Annotated in this window: 15 protein-coding genes; 7 read left to right on the top strand and 8 right to left on the bottom strand. The window is 68.1% G+C overall.

Going from position 1 to position 15,669, the window contains the following annotated elements:
• Nucleotides 1-58: 58 nt before the first annotated feature.
• Nucleotides 59-2,206, top strand: a complete 2,148-nt coding sequence (locus BUB76_RS08240; protein WP_139250818.1) for a YjbH domain-containing protein — start codon at nucleotides 59-61, stop codon at nucleotides 2,204-2,206.
• Complete coding sequence (locus BUB76_RS08235) at nucleotides 2,203-2,895, top strand: YjbF family lipoprotein (protein WP_175550284.1); 693 nt, start codon at nucleotides 2,203-2,205, stop codon at nucleotides 2,893-2,895. The genes BUB76_RS08240 and BUB76_RS08235 overlap by 4 nt, the downstream gene beginning before the upstream one ends.
• Here the strand turns inward: BUB76_RS08235 and BUB76_RS08230 are convergent.
• Nucleotides 2,892-3,500 carry a sugar transferase gene (locus BUB76_RS08230; protein WP_073128283.1) on the bottom strand — a complete coding sequence of 203 codons (609 nt, stop codon included), beginning with the start codon at nucleotides 3,498-3,500 and terminating at the stop codon, nucleotides 2,892-2,894. The genes BUB76_RS08235 and BUB76_RS08230 overlap by 4 nt on opposite strands.
• Nucleotides 3,497-4,321, bottom strand: a complete 825-nt coding sequence (locus tag BUB76_RS08225; RefSeq protein WP_073128282.1) for an NAD-dependent epimerase/dehydratase family protein — start codon at nucleotides 4,319-4,321, stop codon at nucleotides 3,497-3,499. Before BUB76_RS08225 ends, BUB76_RS08230 begins: the two co-directional genes overlap by 4 nt.
• Nucleotides 4,322-4,444: 123 nt before the next feature.
• On the opposite strand from BUB76_RS08225, the gene BUB76_RS08220 reads away from it, so the two are divergent.
• The gene (locus tag BUB76_RS08220) at nucleotides 4,445-5,554 is read left to right on the top strand and encodes a polysaccharide biosynthesis/export family protein (protein ID WP_084140592.1); all 1,110 of its coding nucleotides are present in this window, start codon (nucleotides 4,445-4,447) and stop codon (nucleotides 5,552-5,554) included.
• Nucleotides 5,555-5,768: 214 nt separating this feature from the next.
• Entirely contained in the window at nucleotides 5,769-6,491 is a 723-nt protein-coding gene (locus tag BUB76_RS08215) for an NAD(P)-binding domain-containing protein (protein WP_073128281.1), read from the top strand.
• A gap of 152 nt (nucleotides 6,492-6,643) precedes the next feature.
• Here BUB76_RS08215 and ggpS read toward each other — a convergent pair whose 3' ends face one another.
• From ggpS to BUB76_RS08200, 3 genes are read right to left on the bottom strand one after another with little or no spacing between them, the layout of a single operon-like run.
• Nucleotides 6,644-8,128 (bottom strand): glucosylglycerol-phosphate synthase, encoded by a 1,485-nt coding sequence (ggpS, locus tag BUB76_RS08210; protein WP_073128280.1) that lies wholly within the window; start codon nucleotides 8,126-8,128, stop codon nucleotides 6,644-6,646.
• The gene (locus tag BUB76_RS08205) at nucleotides 8,128-8,907 is read right to left on the bottom strand and encodes an HAD-IIB family hydrolase (protein ID WP_073128279.1); all 780 of its coding nucleotides are present in this window, start codon (nucleotides 8,905-8,907) and stop codon (nucleotides 8,128-8,130) included. The genes ggpS and BUB76_RS08205 overlap by 1 nt, the downstream gene beginning before the upstream one ends.
• Entirely contained in the window at nucleotides 8,904-10,019 is a 1,116-nt protein-coding gene (locus BUB76_RS08200) for an NAD(P)H-dependent glycerol-3-phosphate dehydrogenase (RefSeq protein WP_073128278.1), read from the bottom strand. The genes BUB76_RS08205 and BUB76_RS08200 overlap by 4 nt, the downstream gene beginning before the upstream one ends.
• Nucleotides 10,020-10,422: 403 nt before the next feature.
• Between BUB76_RS08200 and BUB76_RS08195 the strand changes: the two genes are divergently transcribed.
• Complete coding sequence (locus tag BUB76_RS08195; protein WP_073128277.1) at nucleotides 10,423-11,325, top strand: UTP--glucose-1-phosphate uridylyltransferase; 903 nt, start codon at nucleotides 10,423-10,425, stop codon at nucleotides 11,323-11,325.
• Nucleotides 11,326-11,436: 111 nt separating this feature from the next.
• Nucleotides 11,437-11,904, top strand: coding sequence for a YHS domain-containing (seleno)protein (locus BUB76_RS08190; protein ID WP_073128276.1), 468 nt, complete (start codon nucleotides 11,437-11,439; stop codon nucleotides 11,902-11,904).
• A 28-nt stretch (nucleotides 11,905-11,932) separates the two neighbouring features.
• On the opposite strand, the gene BUB76_RS08185 is transcribed toward BUB76_RS08190, so the two are convergent.
• Entirely contained in the window at nucleotides 11,933-13,108 is a 1,176-nt protein-coding gene (locus BUB76_RS08185; protein ID WP_073128275.1) for a HupE/UreJ family protein, read from the bottom strand.
• Here BUB76_RS08185 and BUB76_RS08180 point away from each other — a divergent pair.
• Nucleotides 13,107-13,922, top strand: coding sequence for a DUF4198 domain-containing protein (locus tag BUB76_RS08180; protein ID WP_073128274.1), 816 nt, complete (start codon nucleotides 13,107-13,109; stop codon nucleotides 13,920-13,922). The genes BUB76_RS08185 and BUB76_RS08180 overlap by 2 nt on opposite strands.
• A 40-nt stretch (nucleotides 13,923-13,962) precedes the next feature.
• Here the strand turns inward: BUB76_RS08180 and BUB76_RS08175 are convergent, their stop codons facing one another.
• Both BUB76_RS08175 and BUB76_RS08170 read right to left on the bottom strand, forming a co-directional pair.
• A complete protein-coding gene (locus tag BUB76_RS08175) occupies nucleotides 13,963-14,385 on the bottom strand; it encodes a hypothetical protein (RefSeq protein ID WP_073128273.1) in 423 nt (140 codons plus the stop codon).
• A gap of 61 nt (nucleotides 14,386-14,446) precedes the next feature.
• Nucleotides 14,447-15,649: a pyridoxal phosphate-dependent aminotransferase gene (locus BUB76_RS08170; RefSeq protein ID WP_073128272.1), complete on the bottom strand. Its 1,203-nt coding sequence runs from the start codon at nucleotides 15,647-15,649 to the stop codon at nucleotides 14,447-14,449.
• Nucleotides 15,650-15,669 lie beyond the last annotated feature (20 nt).

The raw sequence follows: 15,669 nt of genomic DNA, 5'->3' as shown, positions 1-15,669 counted from the left end.
CGAAAGGCCGCCTTCATACCTTTTGCGTGACCCAAGTGATGCGCGCAGGAGCAGTTCTTTGACGATCAGGCGAACACTGGCGACCGGGTGCTGCACCGCCATGCTGGCCGTCGGTGCCGTGGCGACCCCCGCCGGGGCCGAGTTCGAACGCCCGCCGATGAACCTTTACGGCGTGACCGGTGCGATCGACATGCCCACCGCGCTCGAGCAACCCGAGGGCGAGCTGTCGGGCACCGTCGCGCAATTCGGCAACATCACGCGGGGCACGCTGTCCTTCCAGGCGCTGCCGTGGTTGCAGGGCTCGTTCCGCTATTCCCAGTTCTCCGGACTGCGGCTGCTGAACAACCCGGGCTACGAGGATTACTTCGACCGCAGCTTCGACGTGTCGGTCCGCCTGCTGTCGGAAACCCGCTGGCGCCCGGCCCTGAAACTGGGGCTCCAGGACCTCGCGGGTACCGGGATATCGTCGGGCGAGTACCTGGTGGCGACGAAGACGTTCGGGGGCACGCTGGCGCTGAGCGCGGGCCTCGGCTGGGGCCGTCTGGGCAGCTACAACCCCGCTTTCTCCACCGGCACGCGCGACCCCATCGACAACGGGCGGGGCGGCAACTTCAACGTGGACCAGTGGTTCCGCGGCGATGCCGCGCCCTTCGCCAGCGCCATCTGGCAGGCCACGCCGCGCCTGTCGCTGATGGCCGAGTACAGCTCGGACGCCTACGACCTGGAGACCGGCAACGGCACACTGGCCTCGCAGCGCATCATCGATCGCGACAGTCCGCTGAACTTCGGCGCGGTCTACCGGGTCAACGACGCGGTGACCGTCGGCGGCTACTATCTTTACGGCAGCGAATTGGGCGTCAGCCTGACCTTCCAGGGCAATCCCAACCGCCCGCCGGTGCAGGGTCAGGTGATCCGGGCGCCGGGTCCCGTGGCGCCGCGTCCGCCGCGCGCTTCGGCGCCCGAGAAATGGATCGAGACCTGGGCCGCCCGGCCGACCGCGCAGACCACGCTGCTGGGCGCGCTCGAGCGGGACCTGGCGGGCAGCGGGATCGACGTCGAGTCGCTGCAAGTCCAGGGACCGAACACCGTCGAAGTCCGCATTCGCAACCAGCGTTACGGCATGGCGCCGCAGGCCATCGGCCGCACGGCGCGCGCGCTCAGCCGCACGATGCCCAGCTCGGTCGAGACGTTCCGCATCGTGCCCAGTTCGAACGGCCTGCCGCTGTCGGCGATCGTGATGCGCCGCTCGGATCTCGAGGCGTTGGTGCTGGAGCCCGACGCCTCGGCGCAGCTCTTCGCCGCGACAGGCTTCGCCGATCCGCCCGCGCGCGACCCGCGCGCCTCGCTCTCGCCGTCGGTCTTCCCGCGCTTCGACTGGTCGGTCGGCCCCTACGTCCGGCGCGTGCTGTTCGAGCCGGAAGAGCCGCTGCGCCTTGATGTCGGCGTCCGCGCCCAGGCGACCTACGAGCCGCGGCCGGGCCTCGTCTTCAGCGGCTCGGTCACCAAGCGGATCGCGGGCAACCTGTCGGACAGCGTGCGGCAGAGCAACTCGGTGCTGCCCCGCGTCCGCACGAACTTCAACCTCTACAACGAACAGGGCGACCCCGCGCTCGAGAAGCTGACAGGCGCCTATTACTTCAAGCCGGGTGACAACCTCTACGGTCGGGTCACGGTGGGCTATCTCGAGCGGATGTTCGGCGGGCTATCGACCGAGCTTCTGTGGAAACCGGTGGGCAGCCGGCTCGCCCTCGGGGCCGAGCTGAACTACGTCCACCAGCGCGATTTCGACACCCAATTCGGGTTCCAGGACTACTCGGTCGCCACCGGGCATCTGTCGGCCTACTACAAGCTTCCCGAGAAATTCCACGTGCAGCTTGACGTGGGCCGCTACCTGGCGGGCGACGTGGGCGCGACCCTGAGCCTGCACCGCGAATTCGCCAATGGCTGGCGCATCGGGGTCTTCGCCACCAAGACCGATGTCTCGGCCGAGGAGTTCGGCGAGGGCTCGTTCGACAAGGGCATCACGCTGGAAATCCCCGTGGGTCAGTTCCTGGGACGGCCCTCCCGGACCACCGCGGCGACGACCCTGCGGCCCATCACCCGCGACGGCGGCGCGCGGCTCGAGGTCGATGGACGCCTTTACGACCGGGTGCGCGACTACCATCGCCCCGACATGCAGGACGGCTGGGGTACGGTATGGCGATGACACGGATGGCACCGGCGGCCCGGGCGCTGGCGCTCGGGATCGGGCTGCTGGCGGCGCTGGGCGCGTGCTCGAACCGCAACGCCAACAGCGACACGATCCTCCGGGACTTTCGCGGCCTCGCCGTCGGCCTCGTGCGCGGCGGCGGCGATGGGCCGCCCCCGGGCATCACCCTGTCCGACGCGGAACTGAACGCGGCGCCCAACGACATCCTGATCCTGCGCATCCCCGAGTCCGGGTTCGAGGCCGGGATGCTTCAGCAAGTGGTCAACCGCGATGTCACCACCTGGATCACCGCGGATGGCGACGCCGTGTCGCTGAAGGACGGACAGATCGTGGGCACGGCGGGCTTCGGCTTCGATCTGTCCTCGGCCGAGGTGCCCAGCGTGGCGCAACTGGCCGGCGGCCCCGCGCAGGTGGTGCGCGATCATTACCGGCTCGAGGGGCCGCAGGTGATCCGGCGCACGCGGTATTTCTGCACGCTCGACCGTACGAGCGGGCAGGCGATCACCGTCACCTCGCGCCGCTTCGTGACCATCCGCGTGGACGAAAGCTGCCGCACCGAGGCTGGCGAGACGACGCGCAACACCTACTGGATCGACGGGCGCGGCGTGGTCCGCCAGTCGCGGCAGTTCGTGACGCCGACGCTGGGGTATTTCGAGCTTCAGGCCGTCCATACCGGCCTGCGCTAGCGCGGGCGGATGCGCGTCACCGTCTCGGCGATCAGCGCCAGGTCGAAGCACAGGCTCCGGTTGCGGGCGTAGATCAGGTCCAGCGCGGCCTTGCGCGGCACGCAGCGCCGGCAATAGACCTCTTCCGTCTCGGCCGCGGTGGCGCACGCGTCCAGCAGCCGCTCCTCGCGCCGGTGAAAGCGCAGGGTCGCGAGGCCGGTGATCCCGGGCCGCGACCGCAGCACCTGCGCGTAAAGGTCGGGAAACATCTCGGTATAGCGGCGCAGGGGCGGGCGGGGGCCGACGAAGCTGATATCCCCGCGCAACACGTTCCAGAGCTGGGGCAGCTCGTCCAGCCGGGTGCGGCGCAGCACCCGCCCGATCGGGGTGATGCGGTCGGTCTTGTCGCCGCCTGTCACGCCGCCATCGCCCGGATCGGGCCGCATGGAGCGGAACTTCCACAGCATGAACGGATCATCGATACCGCGCATCCGTTCCGAGCGGTGCAGCACCGGGCGCCCCGACAGCGCAAGCACCAGCCCCGCGATCACCAGGCCGGGGATCAGCAGGACCGCCGACAGTAGCAGCGCCAGGGCGATGTCGAACGCGCGCTTGCCCGGGGTCATGCGCGCGCAACCACGGGATCGGTCGCCCGGACCTCGTCCCACAAGGCGGCGGCATCCGGCGACGGGACCGGCCACAGGCGGCTCAGGGCGGCGGTGTCCAGGTGCACCCGTGCGATGGCGCCGGGCGGCGCGACCGGACGCTCGGGTCTCACGCCCACCGCGACGAAGAGATCGGCCATGGTCAGCGGATCGCGCCCGGCGAGGTTCAGAACCGGCGGCGGGCGTTCGCCGGCCTCGGCCTGGTCGGCCAGGGCGGCCAGCGCACGGGCCAGGGTCACCGGCCCGATGAAGCTGCGCGATGGCGCGTCGGGCGCGTCGGGAAACCGGTCCAGCCGTGTGGCCCCGCGTCGAATGGACAGGAACGGCTCCGAGGCGCCGGCGACATTGGCCAGCCGCAGGGCGGTGACGTCCGGGCCCCGAACGGCGCGTTCCATCTCGATCTTCGCGCGCGCATAGGGGGACGCCCCGGCCAGGGGGGCGTCCTCGCCGGCGGGCCGGTCGCCCGTCGCCCCGTAGACCGCCGAGGTGGACAGGATGAAGGCGTGGGCCGCGCCCCACGCCCGCGCCGCGTCCACGCCGGCCCGGGCCAGCCTGGTGTTGTGCTCCAGCGGCCGCCCCGACAGCGGCGTGACGCCCGCCAGAACGACCACCGCCGCGCCGCGCGCCGCCGGGCAGGAGGGCGGCGGCATGTCCATGTCCCACCCCAGGTCGGCGGCCTGCCCGCGGCCCACGCCGAGGGCGGGGCGCCCGATCAGCGGAAAGGCGCGCATCAGCCGGGCGCCTACGAGCCCGCTGGCGCCGATCAGGATCAGTGGTTTCATGGCATCATCCGTCGCCGAGGTTGCATCCCCCGGTGCGGGCGATTGCCTTTGCACCGCATCCTAGTAGATTGCCGGGGCGAGGCAAAAGCCCCGGCGGCACCACGCGCGGGCAGGAGGAACGACTTGATCACACGCAAGGGCACGATCGTCGCCGCACTGGTTCTGGCCGCTCTCACTGGATGCAGCCTGCCGCGGGGCGCGGCGCTGCAATCGGAAATCAGCCGTCCCGCCGCCGGCGACACTGCGGACTACGCGTTCTACCAGGTGACACGGGCCCTGCTGCCCACGGTCCAGGCCTGGCCCGACGTGAACGTGACCCGGACCGATGGCTGGCCGCGGGCCGGACACGGGGCACTGGGCCAGATCATCGTGCCCGGCGATACCGTCTCGATCACCGTGTGGGACAGCTCCGAGAATTCGCTCCTCACCAGCCTCGAACAGCGGCAGACGGCCCTGGGGGAACTGACGGTCAGCCCGGGCGGCACGGTCTTCATTCCCTATGTCGGGGCCGTGCGCGTCGCGGGCCAGAGCCCCGAGGTCGCCCGCCGGGTCATCGAGGAACGACTGGCCGAGGTCGCGCCCTCCAGCCAGGTGCAGCTTTCGCTGATCGAAGGGCAGAACAATTCGGTCACGGTGGCCGCGGGTGTCTCGGCCCCGGGTGTTTTTCCCATGCGCGACCGCAATCTCAACGTCCTGTCGCTGCTGGGGCAGGCGGGGGGCGTCGCCCCGACCCTGCGCAACCCGCTGATCCGCTTGCAGCGCGGGCAGAACAACTATGCCACGTCGCTCAAGACGCTTTACGAGAACCCGCAGGCCAACGCGGTCGTGCGCCCCGGCGACACGATCATCGTGGAAGAGGATGACCGCTACTTCCTCGCCCTCGGCGCCGCCGGGAAAGAGGATTTGATCTACTTCCCGCGCGATCACGTCACCGCGCTCGAGGCGGTGTCCCTGATCGGCGGCCTGACCGAGACGCGCGCCGACCCCGAGGGCCTTCTGGTGTTGCGCGAATACCCGGCCTCGGCGCTGGCCGCGGGTCTGCGCGGGCCGCGCCAGACGCGGGTCGTCTTCTCGATCGACATGACCACCGCCGATGGCCTGTTCAGCGCCAAGAACCTGCAGATCATGCCCGGCGATGTGGTGCTGGCGACCGAGTCGCCCGTCAGCTCGCTGCAGGTGGCGCTTGGTCTGCTGACCGGTGGCCTGGGCTTCGCCAACCAGCTGGGCGGCTGACGCCGGTCACGGTTGAGGAATGAGTAACGGCGCCGGCCCGCCGGCCCTTTGTATTGCTTGGTGCAATCCGTGGTTGGGCTGCCTGTGAGCAGGGCACTCTGCCCGACATAGCCTCAGCAGGAAATCTCTGGGAGGCCTTCCTGCCGCAGGTCGGCGTTGCGGACAAAACCGCCGTTCATCTGTACGAAGGTCTCGTTAGTGGAGGAGTAACCGCATGCGCCTTGGGGTCATAGGATGTGGAACCATTGCAAGCGCGGTGGTCCGGGGGATCGCGGACGATGGGCACAGCATTTCTGTTTCGGAACGCAGTTCCATTCACGCAAGGGCACTCGCCGAGGCTTACGAGAACGTCAGGATCGCCGACAATCAGGCTGTCGTTGACGCCAGCGAAGTGATTTTTCTCGGTCTCATGGCAGAACTGGCGTCGGATGTGCTGGGCGCGCTTCGATTTCGTGAGGATCAGAGGCTTATCAGCTTCATGGCGGGTGCCACCCTTGAGCAGGCGGACGCCATGGTGCGTCCCGCGCGGGTGGTCGCGTTGATGATGCCGTTCCCGGGAATTTCGACCGGTGGGACACCCATTATGGTTCAGGGTGACGCGGGGCTCGTCGGTCAGTTGTTCGGCGGACGCAACAGCATTTACCCCCTGAGAGACGGCACCGAGATGGCAGCATATGTGTGCGCGCAGGCCGTTCTTTCGCCGGTCGCGCGACTGATCAACGACACCGCGGAATGGCTCGGAGAGCGCGTTTCGGACAAAGGACAAGGGGAAGCTTTTCTTCGGGAACTTGTTGCCTCCAACCTATCTGAAACCGAGAGCGCCGCGCTCATCGACGCCCTGAATACGCCTGGAGGATTCAATCAGCGTTTACGCTTGCATATGGAAGCAAGCGGTATGGACGAAGCGCTTCGGGTTGGCCTGAATCGTCTAGAGTAGCTGCATCGGCACAATGGCCGCTTCGGGCTCGGAGCCGACACCGCGCTCCGAGCCCATGGCATCCAATCGCACCACAAAAAAACAAAGGACGGCGACACCCTCGGGGGCGCCGCCGTTTTCTTGTCTCCCGGTGTGCCCGCTCGGCGGGACGCTTACAGGGGGCCGTCCTCGCCCGAGAAGCCGGCCATCTGGTCCTCGGCCCAGGCCTTGATGTCGTATTTGCGGATGGTCTCGCGCATGTGCTTCATGCGGTCTTCCTGCTCGGCCTCGGACATGTCCAGCGCCTGCAGCAGGGCGCGGTCCATGCTCTTGTGCGAGAACGGGTTCGCCAGGATCGCTGACCCCATCTCGACCGCCGCGCCCGCGAATTCCGACAGCACCAGCGCGCCCCGGTTGTCGGTGCGGCAGGCCGCGAATTCCTTGGCGACCAGGTTCATCCCGTCCGCAAGCGGCGTGATCCACGCCACGTCGGTGGCGCGGTAGTAGGCCACGAGGTCGTCAAAGGGGATCGCCCGGCTGATGAGCGTCACGGGCGTCCAGTCGAAGGTGCCGAAGCGGCCGTTGATGCGTCCCACCGTGGCCTCGATCTCGTTCTGGATACCCTCGTAGACGGTCATGTTGCGGTTGGCACTCACAGACACGTGCATCAGGCGCACCTTGCCGTGCAGGTGCGGATTCTCGTCCAGCACGCGCTCGAAGCTCATCAGCTGGTCGGTGCCGCCCTTGGTATAGTCGGTGCGGCCCACCGACAGGATCATGGCGCCTTCGCCGATCTCCTCGCGGATTTCGCGCGCCTTGGCCTGTGTCTCGTCGGCCGAGGCCTTGCCCTCGATATAGTCCACGTCGACCCCCACGGGCGAGGCCTGCACCTGCACCTTGTGCCCCTGGTAGGTGATCTGCTGCGCCACGCGGCGCTCGGACAGGGCCACGTGTTCCTTCACGAAATCGGGGTTCACGTCCTCGCGGGGGCCGGTCTCGACCGTGAACAGGCTCTCGGCCACGCCCACGAAGTTCGCGGCATAGCGCGGGATGTGGAAGCCCACCACGTCGGCGGCCAGCAGCGATTCGACGATCTCGCGCCGCCAGGGCAGCACGTTGAACATGTCGGCCGAGGGGAAGGGCGTGTGGTGGAAGAAGCTGATGCGCAGGTCGGGGCGCAGCTTGCGCAGGTATCCCGGCACCAGCCACAGGTTGTAGTCGTGGACCCAGACCACGGCGCCCTGCGCCGCCTCGTTCGCGGCAGCCTCGGCAAAGGCCCAGTTCACCTCGCGGAAGGTGGGCCAGTCGACGGGGTCGTAGTCGTACTTTTCCTTGAACGAGTGCAGGATCGGCCAGAACGCCTCTTTCGAGGTGACGTGGTAGAACGACTTCACCTGCGCCTCGGTCAGGGGCAGGCGCGACACGGAATACTTGCCGAAGCTGTCCTCGATCTCGACCACCCGCTCGAAATCGGGCTCGGCGGGGGTCGATGACAGCTTCCAGGCGACCCAGGCGCCCTTGTCCACGCGGCCGAAGAAGGACTTGAGCGTCGGCACGATGCCGTTCGGGCTCTTGTTCTCCTTGAAAACGATCTTGCCGTTTTCCTCGACCTCTTCGTAAGGCTGGCGGTGGTAGACGATGACCAGATCAGACGGCATCAATATCCCTCGGGCGTTGCGTGAAAATCGAACTGGGCGACGGCCTCGATGATACCGGCGGCGCCCACGGCGGTGGCAACATGCACGTGGCTCAGGCCCTCAACCCGTTCGACAAGGGCGGGTTCCGCCCCGCCCACCGCCACGGCGGGCAGGCCGCATTCCAGCATAGACAGGTCGTTCAGCGTGTCGCCGGCCGCCAGGACCTTGTTCGGCGCGATCCCCAGGTGCGACACCAGCCGCTTGAGCGAGGGGCCCTTGCTGATCCCTTTCGGCAGCACGTCGAAATACTTGTTGTCCGAGATCAGCACGTCGTAGCCCATCTCGTGCACCAGGTCGATGCTGGCGCGGTCCAGCTTGTCGGGGTCCAGGTCGAAGCTCACGCGATACCGGAAATCGGTGGGTTGCAGGGTAAGACCGGCATGATCGGCCAGCGCCTCGCGCACGCGGTCGCCGCCGTCGCCCCAGGCCGCGGCGATCTCGGCCTCCAGCGTGTCGATGGGCGCGATGCGCTTGTTCTCGACCCGGGCGATGGTGGTGCCCACGTCGCCCACCACGTATTCGGGCCAGGGCACGCCGCCGTCGCACAGCTCGCCGATGAACTTGGGGTCGCGGCCGGTGACGAAGATCAGGCCGATCGAGTCGCGATGCGCCTCGATCCAGTCGTAGAGCGCCTTGCGGTCCTCGTCGCTGCCGCCCAGGAACGTGCCGTCCAGGTCGGTGGCCAGGACGAAGCGGCGCCCGGCCATGTCTTCGCCGGGGGTGTAGCTGTCAGAGCTCATGCATTTTCTCCGAAGGGGTGATCGAATGCGAGACCCAGCGCCTTCGGCTCGGCCTCGATCGGGCGTGACCACAGGTCACGGAACGTCTGTGTCAGGTCGGCGCCCTCGTGCAGGACGGCGTGGACCGACTCGCAGATGGGCAGGCTCACGCCGATGCGCTGCGCCAGGTCGATGACCGAGATCGAGTTCACTTCGCCCTCGACCACCACCGGCTTGCCGTCGAAGCATTCTTCGCGCTTCAGCCCTTTGCCTAGCTGCGTGCCCAGGCTCATGTTGCGCGAAGTGGTGGACGAACAGGTCAGCGTCAGGTCGCCCGCGCCCGACAGGCCGGTCACCGTCTCGCGCCGCCCGCCCAGCACCTCGGCCAGGGTCTTCATCTCGTCCATGCCGCGGGTGATCAGCGCGGCGCGCGTGTTCTCGGCAAAGCCCGCGCCCGACATCATCCCGCAGGCGATGGCGATCACGTTCTTCACCGCGCCGCCGATCTCGACCCCCACCAGGTCGTCGCTGATATAGGGGCGGAAGAACTCGGACGACATGGAGATGGCCAGCCGCGCCGCGGGGCTGTCCTTGGGCGACAGCCGGTCGGCATAGGTGAAGTCGAAGGCGACCGTGGCCGCCGTGGGGTGCCCCAGCACCGTTTCCTTGGCGAAGGTCGGGCCCGACAGCGCGCCGATGGGATGGTCGGGCAGCTCCTCGGACGCGACCTCGCCCAGCAGCAGGCCGGTCTTTGTCTCGATCCCTTTGGCGCACAGCGCGACGGGCACGCCCTTTTTTAGGTGCGGCTTCATCTGGGCGCAGATCTTGCGCAGGGTCTTCGACGGCGTGACCACCAGCACCGCGTCGGCGTCCTTCAGTGCGGCGGCCATGTCGGTGGTGGCGTCGATCCCCTTGGGAAGCTCCACCCCGGGCAGGTATTTCGGGTTCTCTCCGCGTTCGCGGATGGCGTCTGTCGTTTTCTTGTCGCGGCCCCAGATCACCACCTCGCGCCCCGCGCGCTTGGCCACGGTCGCCAGCGCCGTGCCCCACGACCCCGAGCCGATGACCGCGATCTTCGGATAGGGTTTCGCCAGGGCGGGCAGGATCTGTTGGTCGGATTTGCTGATCGTCATCGAACATCCCAGGGGCAAGAAAGCAGGAAACGCCGCCCATGCGACGCACCGTCGCTTTACCTAGTGGTCCGCCGGGGCGAAGCAAAGGGGAGCCTTGTGCGAAGCTGCGCCAGGTGCACGTTCCGCGGGCATTGTGCGCAATCCGGTGGCAGCGATGGAGGATCGGCCAATCGCGGCACCGCGGATCCGCGCCCCGAGCCGCAGGCGTCACGGGGGCCGGCGCACCGGGTTTTCCCCTATTTTTACCGAAAAATCAGGCCACAGGCACCGAAAGATGGGCCGATTGCGCCCGCGAACCGGCGTGGACGGGCTTCGCGCCGGTATTGGCCGGCCCGACCGGTCCCACCTAGTCTTTCCCACCACCGCCCCCGCCCGCAGGGCCTGTCGAAAGGAAAGACCGTCGATGAAAAACGATCCCGTCCGCACGGCGATTTTCCCCGTCGCAGGCCTGGGCACCCGGTTCCTGCCCGCCACCAAGGCGACGCCAAAGGAATTGCTGCCGGTCATCGACACACCGCTGATCCAGTACGCCATCGACGAAGCCCGCGCCGCGGGGATCGAGCGCATGGTGTTCGTGAGCCACCCGTCGAAGGCGTCGATCGAGCGTCACGTGCGCCACGACGCCGACCTGTCGCGGATGCTGCGGTCGAAGGGCAAGAACGGCGTGGCCCGCACGCTCGAGGCCGCCTGCCTGAACGAGGGCGAGCACGAGGTCGTCTTCGTCATGCAGGACGAGCCGTTGGGCCTCGGCCACGCGGTGAACTGCGCCGCCCCCCATGCGCTGCCGGGGGCGGTGGCCGTGATCCTGCCCGACGATCTGATCCTCGGCGGCCGCGGGTGCCTGGCCGAAATGGTCGACGCCTATGAACACGGCAAGGCCGGTCACCTGGTCGCCGCCATGGAAGTCGCCCCCGACGCGGTGTCGTCCTACGGCATCCTCGCGCCCCGAAGCATCGAGGGCCCGATGATCTTCGCCTCGGGCATGGTCGAGAAACCGGCCATCGACGCCGCGCCGTCGCGCCAGGCGGTCGTCGGGCGCTATGTGCTCGACGGGTCGATCTTCGCGGATCTCGACGCGCTCACACCGGGGGCGGGCGGGGAGTATCAGCTTACCGACGCGATCGCCGCCGGGATCGGCCGCGTGGGCCTGGCGGGCTATGCCTTCTCGGGCAAGCGGTTCGACTGCGGCTCGAAGACCGGGATGCTCGCCGCGATCCTGCACGTGGCCCGGTCGAACCCCGACTACGCGGACGTGCTGGAGGAGTTCTGCAGCCTTCAGGCCGCGACGGCGCCTGCGGCGGCCTGATGTAACAATTCGCGGTCCTGCGTCACGCACCCTGACATGTCGGTGAGCCCGCTATCGCGGGGCCGCGGCGCTGCCTAACGTCGGGTCATGCAGCATGAAAGGACGCTTGCCATGACCGCCGACCGTCGCCGTTTCCTGGCGCTTGCCGCCAGTCTTCCCGCCCTCGGCCTGATCGCCGCGCCCCTGGCCGCGCAGGCCGCGCCGCAGGTCTATGCCGAGGACGGCATCGCCATCGACGGCACGGATGCCGTCGCCTATTTCACCGAAGGCCGCCCGGTGCCGGGCGATCCGTCCATCACCCATGACTGGCGCGGGGCGACCTGGCGGTTTGCCAGCGCCGCCAACCGAGATGCCTTCGCCGCCGACCCCGAGGCCTATGCCCCGCAATACGGCGGCTTCTGCGCCTGGGCGGTGAGCGAGGGCTACACCGCCTCGACCACGCCAGAGGCCTGGCGCATCGTCGACGGCAAGCTCTACCTCAACTACTCGCGCCGGATCCAGCGCCGCTGGAACCGCGACATCCCCACGCATATCAGCCGCGGGGATGCCAACTGGCCCGGGCTGATGGGATCATCCTGATCAGCCGTTCCCGTACCGGGGCGGGCGCCTACAGCAGCGTCCGCTCCACGAACCACCAGGCCCCGACCAGCGCGATGGCGATGCTGGCGGGGTTCGCGATGACGCGGCGATACCAGTCCTTGCGCCCGAACCAGTAGCCCACCAGCGCGAAGGCCACGGCGATCACGAACAGCTGGCCCAGCTCGACGCCCACGTTGAAGCCGATCAGCTTGGCCACCAGGTTGCTGCTGCCTAGCCCGTATTCGGTCAGCACGCCCGCAAAGCCCAGCCCGTGCAGCAGTCCGAACAGCAGCACGATCAGCGGCCGCCAGGGCGTCATCCCCCGGCTCAGCACGTTCTCGACGCCGACATAGACGATCGAGGCCGCGATCAGGGGCTCGACGATGGACCCGGGCACGCTGACGATCCCCAGCACGGCCAGCGCCAGCGTCACGGTGTGCGCGGCGGTGAAGGCGGTGACCTGCCACAGAAGCGGGCGCAGTTGCGTGGACAGGAAAAACAGGCCCAGCACGAACAGGATATGATCCAGGCCCAGGGGGACGATGTGCTCGAACCCCACGGGGATGAAATCGACGAACGCCTCGAAGCCCGATTGCGCCGCGCCGCCGGTGCGCGGGATCGGGTCGCTGGCCGCGCCGTTGGTCAGGTAGCCGGTATAGCCGTCCTGCCCGGCGCCCATCTGGCGCAGCACCAGCGCGCCCAGGCTCGCGTCCCACTGCACGACCACGGGCGCGTCGCCCTCGGGCAGCGGGCCGGTTACGACGAAATCCGACAGGCGCGGCAACTCCACGTTGCCCACGGGCGCGGCGCTGACCGATTGCAGCGACAGCGGCACGCGCGCGCCGTCCACGTTCACGTCGATCTGGTCGGCGAAGCGGTCGAACGCTTCGCGGAACGCCTCTTCCAGCGCGGCGGGCTCCAGCGCCCTCAGGCGGTCGACCTCGTCCGCCACGTCCGAGTCGTTGGTGTCCGACAGCCCCTCCAGGTCGACGCCCGCGATGAAGGGCTCCAGCGTGGCCTCGAAATCCAGGGCGATCTCGTCGCCGCCGATGGTCACGTCCGCCACCGATGGCTGGACCTCGTGCGCGGCCAGCGGCGATGACAAAGCCGCGATGAGCAGCGCAAGCCCCAGAAGCCCGCTTGACAGCACCGACCGCAGCGCCACCCTGACCGGCAACCTGCCCTTGGAAATATTGCGCATCATGTCCCTTTTTCGCCCTTTCGTCCCGGTTATCGCCATCGCAGCTAGCACATCGCTGGCATGGGGCCACGAGTTTTGGATCGACCCCGAGGATTACACGCTGGCCCCCGGCGATACGCTGACCGCCGCCATCCGGGTGGGCGAGAACTTCAAGGGATCGAGCTATGCCTACATTCGCGACAACTTCCGCCGCTTCGACCTGGCGCAGGGCGGCGACGTGGCCCCGGTCGAGGGCCGCATCGGCGACCGCCCGGCGCTGAGCACGACCATCGACGAGGACGGGCTGGCCATCGTGGTCCACGTCACCCGCGACTACGACCTGACCTATTCCAGCTACGAAAGTTTCGTGAATTTCGTCACCCACAAGGACGCCGAATGGGTGATCGACGCCCACGCCGAGGCGGGGCAGGAGGGCGTGGCCCCCAAGGAAATCTATTCCCGCCACGCCAAGTCGCTCGTCGCGGTGGGAGAGGGCGCGGGGCAGGACCATGCCTTCGGCCTGGTCACCGAGATCGTCGCGCTCGAGAACCCCTATACCGGCGACATGGGCGACGGGATCGACGTGCAGGTCTTATACCAGTCCGAGCCACGCGGAGACGCGCAGGTCGAGATCTTCGACCGCGATCCCGATGGCGAGGTCACCGTCAGCACAGTGACCACCGATGCCGAGGGCGTCGCGACCGTGCCGGTCACTGCCGGCCACAGCTACCTGGTGGATGCCGTCGTGCTGCGCCGCCCCGGCGACGACGTGGCCGAGGAAACCGGCGCCGCGTGGGAAAGCCTCTGGGCCTCGCTTACTTTCGCCGTACCCGAGTGAGTGATCCGGGCCGGGCGGTGCACCCGGTCTGTTCCGGCGCTCACTCCGGCTCGTTCGCCTCGCGCTCGCGCATGATGCGGTCGGTGCGCTTGCGCACCAGCACCTGCCGCAGGTCGTGCATCGACAGCAGCAGGGGGTTCAGGATGGCGTCGATCTGCTCTTCCGTGGCCTTGGTCTGGACCCAGTGGGCGGTCTGGTTCAGATGGTCGACGGTGCGCAGGATATCGTCGATCTCGCGGTAGGCCAGAGTGGCGCGGCGTTCCTCCATCCACTCGGTGATGGCGGCCATGTCGTGTTCGTCCAGCGTGCGCTCGCCGTTGGGCTTCACCTCGCCATTGCGGATGTTGACGACCGCGATCTGGTCCATCTCGATCCGGCGCTGGCGATTGTCGGAATCGACGCGGAACACGAAGGCCCCGTTATCGCGCACGCGGAAGAAATACTCGGGCAGTTCCAGCGACATGGTGGCCCCTCTCAGTCTGTCTGCCGCGGTGCCGGGCGCGTGCCGCGCCCGGGGTACCCGCTCAGCTGCACCCGGCGCAGAACCGCTTGATCCGCGTCATCGCCTCGGTCAGCGCCGCTTCGGAGGTGGCATAGCTGACGCGGAAGGCGGGGCTCAGCCCGAAGGCCGCGCCGAAGACCACGGCGACGCCTTCCTCCTCCAGAAGCGCGGTGGCGAAGGCCTCGTCGCTGTCGATGGCGGTTCCCGCCGGGCTGACCATGCCGATCAGCTCGGCGATGGACGGGTAGACGTAGAAGGCGCCGTCGGGCGTGGGGCAGGTGATGCCCTTGCACTGGTTCAGCTCGGACACCACCAGGTCGCGGCGCCGCTCGAAGCTGCGGCACCAGTCCTGCAGGAACTCCTGCGGGCCGTTCAGCGCCTCGACCGCCGCCCACTGGCTGATCGAGCAGGGATTCGACGTGCTTTGCGACTGGATCTTGCGCATGGCGCCGATCAGCCATTCGGGTCCGGCCGCGTAGCCGATCCGCCAGCCGGTCATGGAATACGCCTTCGACACGCCGTTGCAGGTCAGCGTGCGGTCGTAAAGCTCGGGCTCGACCTGGGCGGGGGTCGTGAACTCGAAATCGCCGAAGCGCAGGTGTTCGTACATGTCGTCGGTCATGATCAGAACGTGCGGGTGATGCACCAGCACGTCGGTCAGCGCCTTCAGCTCCTCGCGGGTGTATCCCGCGCCCGTCGGGTTCGAGGGCGAGTTGAAGATCAGCCACTTGGTCTTGGGCGTGATCGCGTCGTTCAGCTGCTTGGGCGTCATCTTGAAGCCCTGCTCGATGCCGCATTCCACGACCACCGGCTCGCCCCCGCCCAGCAGGACCATGTCGGGATAGCTGACCCAGTAGGGCGCGGGGATGATGACCTCGTCGCCCGGGTTCAGGGTGGCCATCAGCGCGTTATACAGGATCTGCTTGCCGCCGGTGCCCACGCTGACCTGCTTGGGGGTGTAGTCCAGCCCGTTGTCGCGCTTGAACTTGGCGCAGATCGCCTGCTTCAGCTCGGGGATGCCGTCGGGCGCGGTGTACTTGGTCTTGCCCGCGTCGATGGCGGCCTTGGCCGCGTCCTTGATGTGGTCGGGCGTGTCGAAATCCGGCTCGCCGGCGCCAAGGCCGATCACGTCGCGCCCCTCGGCCTTCAGCTCGGCCGCCTTGGTGGTGACGGCGATGGTGGGCGACGGCTTGACCCGCCCCAGTGTCGCGGAAAGCATGTCCATGGTCGTCCTCCGGTGGTTCG

Origin of the sequence: Palleronia salina (assembly GCF_900141995.1) — a bacterium.
Taxonomy (GTDB): Bacteria; Pseudomonadota; Alphaproteobacteria; order Rhodobacterales; family Rhodobacteraceae; genus Palleronia; species Palleronia salina.
The sequence above is the reverse complement of the archived record's forward strand: the minus strand, read 5'-3'. Positions and strand labels throughout refer to the sequence as shown.